Here is a 12,401-nt window from a genome sequence, read left to right as displayed (position 1 = left end):
AACGGGTAATCCCTGCCCGAGCCGTAATTCGACGTTCGCTCCCATACCCCCTGCACCTGAGTGTGAGTCGCCGGCGGTGGCGACGAAGGTCGACTCGACCGCGGCCGAACTCAGGAGGAAGCGCACGTGAGATGTCTGGTTACCGGAGCCACCGGCTACGTGGGAGGCCGGCTGATCCCGTGGCTGCTGGCAGCCGGTCACGAGGTTCGCGCAATGGCCCGCGATCCCGAGGCTCTACGTGACATGGATTGGGTCGACGACGTCGACGTCGTCGCCGCCGATCTGACGGACCCGGATTCCCTCGCACCTGCGTTCGACGGCATCGACGTCGCGTACTACCTGGTGCATTCCATGGGGAGCGCGACCAACTTCGGTAGCACCGAAGCCGAGTCGGCACGGAACACGGCCACTGCCGCCCAGCGGGCCAACGTCCGCAGACTCGTCTATCTGGGTGGCCTGCACCCTCGCACCGGGGAACTGTCGGAGCATCTGGAGTCCCGCACCGCCGTCGGCGACACCCTCATCGACTCCGGCATCGAGACCATGATCCTGCAGGCGGGGGTCGTGATCGGGGCCGGATCGGCATCGTTCGAGATGATCCGCCTCCTCGCTACCGCTCTGCCCGTGCTCCCGGTGCCCACCTGGACCCGTCACCTCGTCCAGCCCATTGCCATCGACGACGTCCTGCACTACCTGCTGGGTGCGGCGACCGCGGACCTTCCCCGGTCGCGCAGCTGGGACATCGGCGGACCCAACGTCCTCCGCTACCAGGACATGCTGGGCGACTTCGCCGAGGAAGCCGGCCTGCCCCGCCGGCGGTTCATCCCGGTCCCATTCGTGACTCCAGCGCTGAGCGCACGCGGCATCGCCTTCCTGACTCCGATGTCCGCCGACCTGATCCGCCCCCTCGTGGAATCACTGCGACACGACGCGATCATGAAGGACCGCGACGTCGACACCGTCATCAGCCCGCCACCGCACGGTCTCACCACCTACCGCGGTTCGGTTCGACGGGCCTTGCGCGACCCGGCCGCTGACGCCGAATCCGACGCAGCCGCGCTGCAGGGCACCGACCCGTCCTGGGCGCACCACGGCCGCGGGTGACGGAAGAACCGGGTCACTTCTCGAGATAGCCGGCGGACCTTCGAAGAGCGTTGGCGGGGGAGCCGCGCTGCCGCACGTTGACTGACGGTTCAGTCGTATGTGACGATATCGTCAGTCACTGCTGCCGCCAGGTAGCACCGGACGAGCCGATCGGAGTCGCGATGCGCCGCACTGCGCCCGCAGTACCGACCTATCGCAGTGACGTCTACGCGGATGCCGCGCTGCGAGAACCACATCCGCACTATCGGCGGCTGCGTGAACTGGGGCCCGTGGTCTGGCTGCCGCGCCAACGGGTGCTCGCGCTGCCCCGGTACGCCGAGTGCAAGGCCGTCCTGCGCGACGACGGCACCTTCGAGTCCGGGCACGGCGTGGCGCTGAACCCGGTGACCAATCGTCTCTCGCGAGGGACGACGCTCAACAGCGACGGTGCCGAGCACGACCGTCGCCGGAAGTTGGTGGCCCACCGTCTGCTCCCGCGAGCGCTGCGCTCCATCACCGACACCGTGGACCAGATGGCCGCCGACGTCGTCGAGCGGGCGCTCGCGCGGCGCGACGTCGACGGCGTCGACGACCTGGCCTCGGCGCTTCCGCATGCCGTCGTACCGGACCTGGTGGGCTGGCCGCGGGATCAGCGGGATCACCTACTGCGATGGGGTGCAGCGACATTCGACATACTGGGCCCGCTCAATGCTAGAGCGGTAAGGGCCGTCCCCGCCAGCCTCCACATGCTGCGCTTCACCCGGAAGGTGCTTCGGGACGACGACGTCATCGAAGGAAGCATGGCCGACGAGCTGATCGCGGCCATCGGGCAGGGCACGCTGTCCCGGGCCGAATGCGCTCAGTTGATGGTCGACTACATCGCCCCGTCGCTCGATACGACGATCAGCGCGATTTCGAGTGCGCTGCACCTGTTCGCCACACATCCCGAGCAGTGGCAACTGCTGCGCGACGACCCGGCGCTCATTCCCCAGGCGATCAACGAGGTCGTCCGGTACGAGTCGCCGTTGCGGGCCTTCGGACGGCGGGCGCGGTGTTCGAGTGAGGTCGGCGGTGTGGAGATTCCCGCCGGTGCCCGCGTCCTCGTCATGTACGCGTCGGCGAATCGCGATGACCGCGAATGGGATTCACCCGACGTGTTCGACATCCGACGGGACGCCGGCCGTCAGCTCGGCTTCGGCAACGGCGCGCACGCGTGCGCCGGTCAGGGACTGGCGCGGCTCGAGACCACCGCGATGCTGCGCGCCCTGCTCGACCGCGTGGAGCGGATCGAGACGACTGGACCACCAGAGTGGGCGCTGAACAACATCATTCGCCGGCACGCCCGGCTGCCGCTGCGGCTCGTCGCGGCCTGAGCGCCGACCTGATCAGGCGGCGGAGTCCGGATGGATCAACGCGTCCAGGTCGGGCAGCGGCCGTTGGCAGATCTCGCGCGCCTCGTCGGCTGGGACGCCCAGCAGGCGCAGCAGGTCCTCGGTCGTCTTGTCGGCGGTCGCGGCGTCGTCCCGGTCCGGTTGGTCGCGGATGAGGGCGCCCATCCCCATGAGGGCGCCCGCCGCGATCGCCAGTGCGAGTTCGGGGTCGTCGGTGGTGAACCGGCCGGCCTTGGCGGCGGCTTCGATGTCTCGCAGTGCCCGAGGTGCCAGTCCCCGCTCGGAGGCCATCAGCGACAGGCCGTTGGCCAGCAGGATCTGGGCCTCCTGGGGGCGCCTGCGGAAGAGTCGACCGGTCAACCGGAAGCTGCAGGCGAACGTCTCGGCGGGGTCGTCGATTGCCGAGGTGAGTTCGTCGAGCAGCGCCCCGTGGGCGTCGAGGGCTTCGGCGACGGCGGCTTCGAACAGCCGCTCCTTGCTCTCGAAGTGGTTGTAGAACGAGCCCATGCCGACGTCCGCGGCCTGGGTGATCTCGAGGACGGGCACGTTGACCTTGCCTTCGGCGATGAAGGTCTGCGCGGCGGCGATCAGCGCCGCTCGGGTGCGCTGCTTGCGTCGCTCGAGTCGGTTGACGGGCGCGGATGGCTCCTGGGGCATGCGGGTCCTCTCGATTCGTGCACTCAGATCATAACTGAGGATTTCGTCAGATCAGCTTGACTGACATGAGCGTCGTATGTGACGATTTCGTCAGGAGGTGGTGAGCGATGACCGACACCAAGGCAGCCCACGTCGAGGGAACCCACACCGGTCTGCACAGCGAGCAGGGTGCACGGCGGGGCGAACACCCGGGCCGGTCCCGCAATCCGGTGATCAAGGTCCGCGACATCGCCTGGCTGGAGTTCGAGAAGCCGGACCTGATGCGCACCGAGGCGTTCGCGCGGGCGTTCGGCTTCCACACCGTGTTGAGCAGCCCGACCGAGCTGCAGCTGCGCGGTACCGAACCGGGCGCACCGTGCGTCATCGTCCGACGCGGCACCCGGTCGCGCTTCGCGGGCGTCGCCTTCGCCGCAGACGACGAGATCGACGTGCTGCGCCTGGCCGATGCCCTGAGCGCCCCGACGCGTGCGCTGCCCGAGAGCATCGGCGGCCTGTCCACCGACCTCGTCGACCCCAGTGGCGTCCCCGTGCGTGTCGTCGCGGGCACGCACGCGCTGCCACCCCTGCCTGCGCAGGAGCCGCTGCTGCTGAACACCGGCCGCGACGTTCGGCGGATCAACGCCACCCAGCGGCCGCGCCGGGTGCCGGCACGCGTGCAACGCCTGGGCCACGTCGTCCTGCAGTCGACCAAGTACCGCCAGACCCTGGACTGGTACCTCGACAACCTCGGCATGATCGTCAGCGACTTCCTGTTCTTCCCCGGTCAACGCGACCGCGGGCCCACGATGAGCTTCATCCGTTGCGACAGGGGTGCCACGCCCGCCGATCACCACACCCTGGCGCTGGCGCTCGGACCCGCCAACCGCTACGTGCACTCGGCCTACCAGGTCGCCGACCTCGACGCCCTGGCCGCAGGCGGGGAGTACCTCGCCGACCGCGGTTACACCCGGTCGTGGGGCATCGGCCGCCACATTCAGGGCAGCCAACTGTTCGACTACTGGCGCGATCCCGACGGATTCCTGGTCGAGCACTTCGCCGACGGCGACGCGTTCGACGCCGACGTAGCGCCGGGCTGGGCGCCGTTCACCGCGAGCGGGCTGTCGCAGTGGGGGCCGCCCGTCTCCAAGGACTTCCTGGGGACCGACCCCAGATCCGCACGCCACGAGCTGATTTCGATGCTCAGCGCGTTGCGGGACGACAACGAGTTCACCGCCCGCCGCCTCGTCGGCCTGTTGAAAGTAGCCACCTCGTGACGATCACCGTCCTCCGCACCGCCGACGGCTGGTGGGTCCGCACGGCCGCCGGCGCCGCCCGCGTCGACACCACCGCGGCCACCACCGCGGAACTGTTGTCCGACCGCGCCGCCGTGACCGCCGCCGCCGTGAGCACCGACACCGTGGACGTCGACAGCCTGGCGCTGCTGTCCCCGATCACCAAGCCGTGCCGCGTCATCGCGCAGATGACCAACTTCGAGTCCCACGTCCGCGATGCCGGCATGGACCCGAAGACGGTGCCGCTGACCTTCTTTCGCAAGTCCTCGGCGTCGATCAGCGGTCCGGTCGACGACGTCGTCAAGCCCGCTCACGTCCGGCTGCTGGACTACGAGGTCGAGATCGGGCTGGTGATCGGCCGGTCCGTTCCCGCAGGCACGTCCATCACCGAGACCACCCTGCCCGAGATCGTGGCGGGGCTCGTCATCACCAACGACGTGTCGGCCCGCGACATCCAGCTGCCGCAAACCCAGTTCTACGAGGCGAAGTCGTACCCGACCTTCACCCCGGTCGGTCCCGCGCTGGTGCTGCTCGACGCCGAGGAACTCGCGCGCTTCGCGGACCTACGGCTGCGGCTGTCGGTCAACGGGGAGGAACGGCAGAACGCACTCGTCGACGGCGACATGCTCTACCGGCCGCTGCAGGCACTGCAGTCGCTGATCCGATTCCAAGACCTCGACGCCGGGGACCTCATCCTCACCGGAACCCCCGTCGGCACCGCGCTCAGCGCGCCGCCCAAGCCAATCGAGATCATCGGTTCGCTGCTGCCGCCCGCGGTGAAGTGGAAGGTGTTCTTCAAGCGTCAGGCCGCCAACCCGAAGTACCTGCACGACGGTGACGTCATCGAAGCCCGGGTGGCCACCGACGACGGCTCGATCGATCTGGGGGTGCAGCGCACCCGCGTGGCCTACGCGTGAATACCTCTGCAGCGCGGGATGTTCCGGTGGTGGTGATCGGAGCGGGGCCGACGGGAGTCACAGCGGCCACGCTGCTTGCCCAGTACGGAGTCGAGACCCTGGTGCTCGACCGCTGGGATGCGGTCTACCCGCAGCCGCGGGCGGTGCACGCGGACGACGAAGTGGTGCGCATCCTGGCCCGGCTGGGCGTCGCGGACGAGTTCGCGGCGATCTCCCGACCTGCACGCGGGCTGCGACTGATCGACGACGCGCGACGCGTGCTCGTCGAGTTCGGCCGGGACACCTCCCTCGGGGTGCACGGTTTCGCGCAGGCCAACATGTTCGACCAGCCCGCCCTCGAGGCACTCCTGCGCACGAACCTGGCACGCCACCGGCATGCGTCGCTGCTCGGCGGCGTCGAGGTGACCGACGTCGCGGCCGCCGACGACGGTCGGATGCGCGTCACCTACGCCGACCGCTCCACCGGCGTCGAACACGCCGTCCACGCGGACTACGTCCTGGGCTGCGACGGCGCGAACAGCCTCGTGCGCGGCCGCATCGGCGCTGCGATGACGGACCTGCGGTTCCGGCAACGCTGGCTGGTCGTCGACGTCGAGACCGCCGCGGACCTCGACCAGTGGGAGGGCGTGCACCAGGTGTGCGATCCCAAGCGCGCAGCGACCTACATGCGCATCGGCGCCACCCGCTACCGCTGGGAGTTCCGATTGCTGCCCGGCGAGACCGCGGAGGACTTCGATGGGCTGAGTGCGCTCACGAGTCTGATCGCGCCATGGATCCGTGGCGTCGACGCACGCGAGCTGGAGTTGATCCGGGTCGCCGAATACACGTTCCGCGCCCAGATCGCCGACCGCTGGAGGCGAGGGCCGGTGTTCCTGCTCGGCGACGCCGCGCACCTCACGCCGCCGTTCATCGGTCAGGGCATGGGCGCGGGGCTGCGCGACGCGAGCAACCTGGCCTGGAAACTCGCCGCAGTCATCCACGGTGATCAGCCGCCGAGCGTGCTCGACTCCTATGCCCGGGAGCGCAAGGCGCACGCCGCACAGATGATCGCGCTCGCCCTCGCCGTCGGCTGGGCCATGACGGCTGGCGGCCGATTCGGCAACGCGCTGCGGCGGCTGATGGTGCCGCGCCTCGGCGTGCTGCCCGGCATCCGGGCCAAGGTCACCGACGGCGCCACCCCGGCGCTGCGCCGGTCCCGGTACGTCGTCGCGTCGAGGGCCAGGCGCGGTCTTGCCGGCACGCTGTGCCCGAACCCGTTGGTAGACAACGTCCGCCGAGTCGACGACGAGATCGGCGCCGGCTTCGCGCTCGTCACCGCGACTCCGTTGCGCGATGTCCAGCGGGACCTGCTGACTCGGCGCGGCGCGGCGGTCGTCGACGCCGGGGGCGAACTCGCCGCGTGGCTGCGGCGGGGACGCGCCACCGCAGCCATCGTCCGCCCCGATCGCACGGTGATGGCGGCGGGTACCGACGTGGAGCGCCTGGTCGCGCTCGTTCCGGCGTTCCGTCCGACCGGATACGACGAGGTCGGGGCGCCGGCACGCGGTTCCCTGGTTACCGACGGGTAATCACGTCTACGCTGGACGCGCAGTGTCGAAGGCGAAAGGCGCGAAAATGGGCCACTACAAGAGCAACGTCCGCGATCTGGAGTTCAACCTGTTCGAGGTGCTCGACCTCGAGAAGGTGCTGGTCAGCGGTGAGTTCGGCGACCTCGACGCCGACTCGGTCAAGGAGATGCTGGCCGAGGCGGCGCGCCAGGCCGAGGGGCCGCTGGCCGAGTCGTTCGCCGAGGCCGACCGGCATCCGCCGACGTTCGACCCGCAGACCCACGCCGTCACGCTGCCTGAGGCGTTCAAGAAGTCGGTACGGGCATGGCAGCAGGGCGAGTGGTTCCGCATCGGACTGTCCGAGGCCGTTGGCGGCGTCCCCGCGCCGTCGATGGTGACCTGGGCCGTCAACGAGCTGGCGCTGGGCGCCCAGCCCGCCGCGTTCATGTACCTCGCCGGACCCGTCTTCGCCGACATCCTTTACCACATCGGCAACGGTGAGCAGAAGCATTGGGCGACAACGGCCGTCGAGCGCAACTGGGGTTCGACGATGGTACTCACCGAGCCCGACGCCGGCTCCGACGTCGGCGCAGGCCGCACCAAGGCGGTGCAGCAGCCCGACGGCACGTGGCACCTCGACGGGGTCAAGCGGTTCATCACCTCGGGCGACTCCGACGACCTGTTCGAGAACATCGTGCACATGGTGCTGGCCCGCCCCGAGGGTGCCGGTCCGGGCACCAAGGGGTTGTCGCTGTTCCTGGTGCCGAAGTTCCTCTTCGATCCCGAGACCGGTGAGCCCGGCGAGCGCAACGGCGTCTACGTCACCGGTCTCGAGCACAAGATGGGCCTCAAGGTCTCGGCGACGTGCGAGTTGACCCTCGGACAGCACGGCCGCCCCGCGGTCGGATGGCTCGTCGGAGACGTCCACAACGGCATCGCGCAGATGTTCAAGGTCATCGAGTACGCGCGAATGATGGTGGGCACCAAGGCGATATCGACGCTGTCCACCGGCTACCTGAACGCGCTCGAGTATGCCAAGACCCGCATCCAGGGCGCCGACATGACGCAGATGACGGACAAGTCCGCCCCGCGCGTGACGATCCTGCACCACCCCGACGTCCGCCGCGCCCTGATGCTGCAGAAGGCCTACGCCGAGGGGCTGCGGAGCCTGTACCTCTACACCGCGGCGCACCAGGACCCGTCGGCCGCCGCGGTCGCCTCCGGCGCCGACGCCGTGCTCGCCGACCGCGTCAACGACCTGCTGCTGCCGATCGTCAAGGGCGTGGGGTCCGAGCGCGCCTACCAGACGCTCACCGAGTCGCTGCAGACGTTCGGTGGCTCGGGCTTCCTGCAGGACTACCCCATCGAGCAGTACATCCGCGACGCCAAGATCGACTCGCTCTACGAGGGCACCACCGCCATCCAGGCGCAGGACTTCTTCTTCCGCAAGATCGCCCGCGACCAGGGCGTCGCGCTCGGACACCTCGCCGGGCAGATCCAGGCGTTCCTCGAAAGCGATTCGGGCCGTACGGAACTCCTCGATGCCCGGGCGCTACTGGCCAGTGCCCTGGCCGACGTGCAAGCCATGGTGGTCACCATGACCGGCTACCTGATGGAGTCGCAGCAGACCCCGCAGGAGCTGTACCGCATCGGCCTGGAGTCGGTCCGGTTCCTCTTCGCGGTCGGAGACCTGGTGATCGGGTGGCTGCTGCTGCGCGGCGCCGAAGTCGCCCTCGATGCGCTCGACGGGTCGCCGTCGGCACGCGACCGGGAGTACTACCAGGGCAAGGTGGCCGTCGGCCGGTTCTTCGCGAAGAACGTCCTGCCCCGCCTCGGCGCCGACCGTCGTCTCGTCGAGGCCGCCGACCTCACGGCGATGGACCTGCCCGAGGCCTCGTTCTAAACCTCACGAACGCCGCGAACGTCGGTTACCGCCACGGTTTTTCGAGGAAAGCGTGGCGGTAACCGACGTTCGGCGGGGTGGTGCGGGGGTTACTCCGGGGTGTAGCCGAACGGCAGCAGGATGCTCTTCTGCTCGCAGTAGGACTCGATGCCCTCCCAGCCGTTCTCACGGCCGATGCCCGAGTTCTTGTAGCCACCGAACGGCGCGCCGGGATCGAACGCGTACATGTTGACCGCGTAGGTGCCGGTGCGGATCTTCGACGCGATCTTCATCGCCTTGTCGTTGTCCTGGGTGTAGACGCTGCCCGCCAGACCGTAGACCGAGTCGTTGGCGATGCGGATCGCGTCCTCCTCGGTCTCGTAGGGGATCACCGCGAGGACGGGTCCGAAGATCTCCTCCTGGGCGATGACCATCGAGTTGTCGACGTCGGCGAACACCGTCGGCTGCACGAACCAGCCGTCGTCGAGACCCTCGGGACGGCCGCCGCCGGTGACGATGCGGGCGCCCTCGTCGACGCCCTTCTTGATGTAGCCCTCGACCCGCTCGCGCTGCTTCTCCGAGATCAGCGGGCCGATCATCGCGCCTGCGTCGTCGGACCGCCCGACGGGCATCGCGGCGACCGCGGCGGACAGCTTCTCGACGACCTCGTCGTAGCGCGACCGCGGCGCGAGGATGCGGGTCTGCCCCACACAGGCCTGGCCGGTGTTCATCAGTCCGGAGAACACCAGCATCGGCAGCGTGGAGTCCAGGTCGGCGTCCTCGAGGATGATCGCCGCGGACTTGCCGCCCAGCTCCAGCGTGCAGGCCTTCAGGTTCTCGGCGGCGATCTTCGCGATCTCCTTGCCGACCGCGCTGCTGCCGGTGAACGTGTACTTGTCCAGTTCCGGGTTGGACGTCAACGCCCGGCCGGTCTCCGGGCCACCCGGCACGATCGACAGCACGCCCTCGGGCAGGCCCGCCTCGGCGAACATCTCGGCCATCGCGAACACCGACAGCGGCGTCTCCGACGCCGGCTTGAGCACGATGGTGCAGCCGGCCAGCAGCGCCGGGCCGAGCTTGTTGGCGGCCAGAAAGAACGGCACGTTCCACGCGGTGACCGCGCCGACGACGCCGATCGGCTCTCGCACGACCATCGTCTGGCCGTACACGCCGTCGCGGAAGTCGCGCCAGGTGAATTTGTCGGCGGCACCGGCGTAGTGCTGGAACGCCGACATCGCGGCTCCGTACTGCATCATGTCGACGATCGTCGGGGGCTGGCCGGTCTCGGCGCCGAGGAGGAACTTCAGCTCGTCGGCGCGCTCCTCCATGATCTTCACCGCGGCGCCGAGCACGTCGGCCCGCTCCTGCGGTGACATCTGCGGCCACGGGCCCTCGTCGAATGCCTTGCGAGCCGCGGCGCACGCGGCGTTGACGTCGGCCTCGGCGGCCAGCGGCACCTTGCCGACCAACTCGCCCGTCGCGGGGGAGTGCACCTCGATGACGTCGGTCGTGGACGGCTCGACCCACTTGCCGCCGATGAACAGCTTGTCCCACTCGGTTCTGAACGCCGTGCTCTGTGTCATGTGTGTCACAGTACCGACCGGATCGCGAAACGAGAACCTGTTGCAGTTCAGTGATTCAGGACGGCTGCAACACCAGCACCAGGTTGCTCACCGCGAACTCCCGCAGGACCGGCACGCGAACCGTCCACCACGCCCATCGCGGGTGGTAGCGGGGAAAAGCCGCCACCAGTGCGCCCGTGCTCGCCGCCCACTCGAGACCGTCGGCCGCCGAGACCGCGAACAACGACGATCCGTAGTCGTTCTTGGGCCGGTGGCCGTGCCGACGGGTGTACCGCTCGGCCGCCCGCGCTCCGCCCAAGTAGTGCGTCAGCCCCATCTCGTGGCCGCCGAACGGGCCCAGCCACACCGTGTACGACAGCACTGCCAGCCCACCGGGCCGCGTCACCCGCAGCATCTCGGCGCCGAGCCGCCACGGGTCGCGGACGTGTTCGGCGACGTTCGAGGACAGGCAGACGTCGACGCTGTCGTCGGCGAACGGCAGCGCAGTGCCCGACGCGCGGACGAACGTGCCCGCCCCTGGTGCGCCTGCCGGCCCCGCATGCATCTCCGACGGATCGGGCTCCACGCCCACGTAGCGCATCCCGGCGCGGGAGAACGCGTCGGCGAAGTAGCCGGGCCCGCCCCCAACGTCGAGCACGGTCCGGCCGTCGGACTGCTCGCCGTGCACGCCGGTCCAGAGGGCCTCGACGAGCGCGACGGTGTCGTCGGCCAGCGCGCCGTAGAACCGGGCCGGGTCGGACTGCTCGAACCGGAATTCGCCCAGCAGGCGCACCGAGCGTCGCAGCGTTGCCTGGCGCGCGATCACGTCAAGGGCCGACACCCGGACGAGACTAGGCCGACGACTATCCTGGCAGCCAATGTCCGCGTCCAGTCCATCCCCCGGGTCGCTTCGCTCCTGCCCGCCGAACCCGCTCCGCTCCGTGCTGCTCCTGTGCTGGCGCGACGTCGGACACCCCCAGGGCGGCGGCAGCGAGACCTACCTGCAGCGGATCGGCGCGCAGCTGGCTGCTTCCGGAGTCGACGTCACACTTCGCACGGCCCGGTATCGCGGTGCGCCCAGGCGCGAGGTCGTCGACAGCGTCACCATCGACCGGGTGGGCGGGCCCTACACCGTGTACGTCTTCGCCATGTTCGCCATGATCGCCGCGCGGCTGGGGTTCGGACCGCTGCGTCACGTCCGGCCCGACGTGGTGATCGACACCCAGAACGGCATCCCGTTCCTGGCCCGGCTGGTGTTCGGCCGCCGCGCCGTGGTCCTGGTCCACCACTGCCACCGCGAGCAGTGGCCCGTGGCGGGTCCGGTGTTGAGCCGGGTCGGCTGGTTCGTCGAGTCACGGCTGTCTCCGCGGGTGCACCGCGGGAGTCAGTACGTGACGGTCTCGCTGCCATCGGCACGCGATCTGACCGACCTCGGCGTCGATCACGCCGCCGTCGCCGTGGTGCGCAACGGCGTCGACCTCGCGCCTGCCGACACCCTGACCGCGCCCCGGTCGGCGACGCCCACGGTCGCAGTGCTGTCCCGGCTGGTGCCGCACAAGCAGATCGAGGACGTGCTCGACGCAGTCGCCCGGTTGCTGCCAGAGATTCCGGATCTCCGTCTCGAGGTCCTGGGGGGCGGCTGGTGGGACGACAAGCTCGTCGCACATGCCGACCGCCTCGGCATCACCGGCGCGGTGACGTTCCACGGTCACGTCGACGAGCGCACCAAACACGAGGTGCTGCAGCGCTGCTGGGTACACGTCCTGCCGTCGCGCAAGGAGGGTTGGGCGCTCGCGGTCATCGAGGCCGCGCAGCACGCCGTGCCCACGGTCGGCTATCGGTCCTCCGGCGGGCTGACCGACTCCATCGTCGACGGGGTGACGGGCGTCCTGGTCGACGACCTCGACGATCTCGTCGCCAGCCTCGATCAGCTGCTCGGCGATCACGTTCAGCGTGAGCAGCTCGGCCTGAAGGCGCAGGTGCGCAGCGGCGAGTTCTCCTGGCGGCTCAGCGCCGACGCGATGCGCACCGTGCTGGACGCCGTGGTCGACGGACGCAGGGTCAGCGGGCTGGTCTAGCCGCGTGCCGGGC

General features: G+C 69.5%; 10 protein-coding genes. 7 read left to right on the top strand and 3 right to left on the bottom strand.

The genetic code is table 11. From position 1 onward, the window contains the following. The first annotated feature begins 126 nt into the window (after window positions 1-126). Both G6N61_RS17330 and G6N61_RS17325 read left to right on the top strand, forming a co-directional pair. Window positions 127-1,104: an NAD(P)H-binding protein gene (locus G6N61_RS17330; RefSeq protein ID WP_163919631.1), complete on the top strand. Its 978-nt coding sequence runs from the start codon at window positions 127-129 to the stop codon at window positions 1,102-1,104. Window positions 1,105-1,265: 161 nt separating this feature from the next. Further along, window positions 1,266-2,456: a cytochrome P450 gene (locus tag G6N61_RS17325; RefSeq protein ID WP_163919630.1), complete on the top strand. Its 1,191-nt coding sequence runs from the start codon at window positions 1,266-1,268 to the stop codon at window positions 2,454-2,456. Between the two features lie 12 nt (window positions 2,457-2,468). Here the strand turns inward: G6N61_RS17325 and G6N61_RS17320 are convergent, their stop codons facing one another. Beyond that, window positions 2,469-3,131: a TetR/AcrR family transcriptional regulator gene (locus tag G6N61_RS17320; RefSeq protein WP_163919629.1), complete on the bottom strand. Its 663-nt coding sequence runs from the start codon at window positions 3,129-3,131 to the stop codon at window positions 2,469-2,471. Window positions 3,132-3,238: 107 nt separating this feature from the next. Here G6N61_RS17320 and G6N61_RS17315 point away from each other — a divergent pair, with 107 nt between their 5' ends. From G6N61_RS17315 to G6N61_RS17300, 4 genes are read left to right on the top strand one after another with little or no spacing between them, the layout of a single operon-like run. Then, the gene (locus G6N61_RS17315; RefSeq protein WP_163919628.1) at window positions 3,239-4,384 is read left to right on the top strand and encodes a VOC family protein; all 1,146 of its coding nucleotides are present in this window, start codon (window positions 3,239-3,241) and stop codon (window positions 4,382-4,384) included. Then, window positions 4,381-5,319 (top strand): fumarylacetoacetate hydrolase family protein, encoded by a 939-nt coding sequence (locus tag G6N61_RS17310; RefSeq protein ID WP_163919627.1) that lies wholly within the window; start codon window positions 4,381-4,383, stop codon window positions 5,317-5,319. Before G6N61_RS17315 ends, G6N61_RS17310 begins: the two co-directional genes overlap by 4 nt. After that, window positions 5,316-6,887, top strand: a complete 1,572-nt coding sequence (gene mhpA / locus G6N61_RS17305; RefSeq protein WP_163919626.1) for a bifunctional 3-(3-hydroxy-phenyl)propionate/3-hydroxycinnamic acid hydroxylase MhpA — start codon at window positions 5,316-5,318, stop codon at window positions 6,885-6,887. The genes G6N61_RS17310 and mhpA overlap by 4 nt, the downstream gene beginning before the upstream one ends. Before the next feature lie 46 nt (window positions 6,888-6,933). Beyond that, window positions 6,934-8,769, top strand: coding sequence for an acyl-CoA dehydrogenase (locus G6N61_RS17300; RefSeq protein ID WP_163919625.1), 1,836 nt, complete (start codon window positions 6,934-6,936; stop codon window positions 8,767-8,769). Window positions 8,770-8,858: 89 nt separating this feature from the next. On the opposite strand, the gene G6N61_RS17295 is transcribed toward G6N61_RS17300, so the two are convergent. Both G6N61_RS17295 and G6N61_RS17290 read right to left on the bottom strand, forming a co-directional pair. Further along, the gene (locus G6N61_RS17295) at window positions 8,859-10,331 is read right to left on the bottom strand and encodes an aldehyde dehydrogenase (RefSeq protein ID WP_163919624.1); all 1,473 of its coding nucleotides are present in this window, start codon (window positions 10,329-10,331) and stop codon (window positions 8,859-8,861) included. Window positions 10,332-10,386: 55 nt separating this feature from the next. After that, on the bottom strand, window positions 10,387-11,151 hold the full coding sequence (locus tag G6N61_RS17290; protein WP_163919623.1) for a class I SAM-dependent methyltransferase: 765 nt from the start codon (window positions 11,149-11,151) through the stop codon (window positions 10,387-10,389). A 37-nt stretch (window positions 11,152-11,188) separates the two neighbouring features. Here G6N61_RS17290 and G6N61_RS17285 point away from each other — a divergent pair, with 37 nt between their 5' ends. Next, window positions 11,189-12,388, top strand: a complete 1,200-nt coding sequence (locus G6N61_RS17285; protein WP_163919622.1) for a glycosyltransferase family 4 protein — start codon at window positions 11,189-11,191, stop codon at window positions 12,386-12,388. The last annotated feature ends 13 nt before the right edge of the window (window positions 12,389-12,401 follow it).

Source organism: Mycolicibacterium arabiense (assembly GCF_010731815.2).
GTDB lineage: Bacteria > Actinomycetota > Actinomycetes > Mycobacteriales > Mycobacteriaceae > Mycobacterium > Mycobacterium arabiense.
Note: the sequence above shows the minus strand (reverse complement) of the source record. Positions and strands in the feature narration are given on the sequence as shown.

Coding starts and splice junctions, on each gene's coding strand:
- G6N61_RS17325 (WP_163919630.1), top strand. CDS start 1,266: ATGCGCCGCACTGCGCCCGCAGTACCGACCTATCGCAGTGACGTCTAC.
- G6N61_RS17320 (WP_163919629.1), bottom strand. CDS start 3,131: ATGCCCCAGGAGCCATCCGCGCCCGTCAACCGACTCGAGCGACGCAAG.
- G6N61_RS17315 (WP_163919628.1), top strand. CDS start 3,239: ATGACCGACACCAAGGCAGCCCACGTCGAGGGAACCCACACCGGTCTG.
- G6N61_RS17300 (WP_163919625.1), top strand. CDS start 6,934: ATGGGCCACTACAAGAGCAACGTCCGCGATCTGGAGTTCAACCTGTTC.
- G6N61_RS17295 (WP_163919624.1), bottom strand. CDS start 10,331: ATGACACAGAGCACGGCGTTCAGAACCGAGTGGGACAAGCTGTTCATC.
- G6N61_RS17285 (WP_163919622.1), top strand. CDS start 11,189: ATGTCCGCGTCCAGTCCATCCCCCGGGTCGCTTCGCTCCTGCCCGCCG.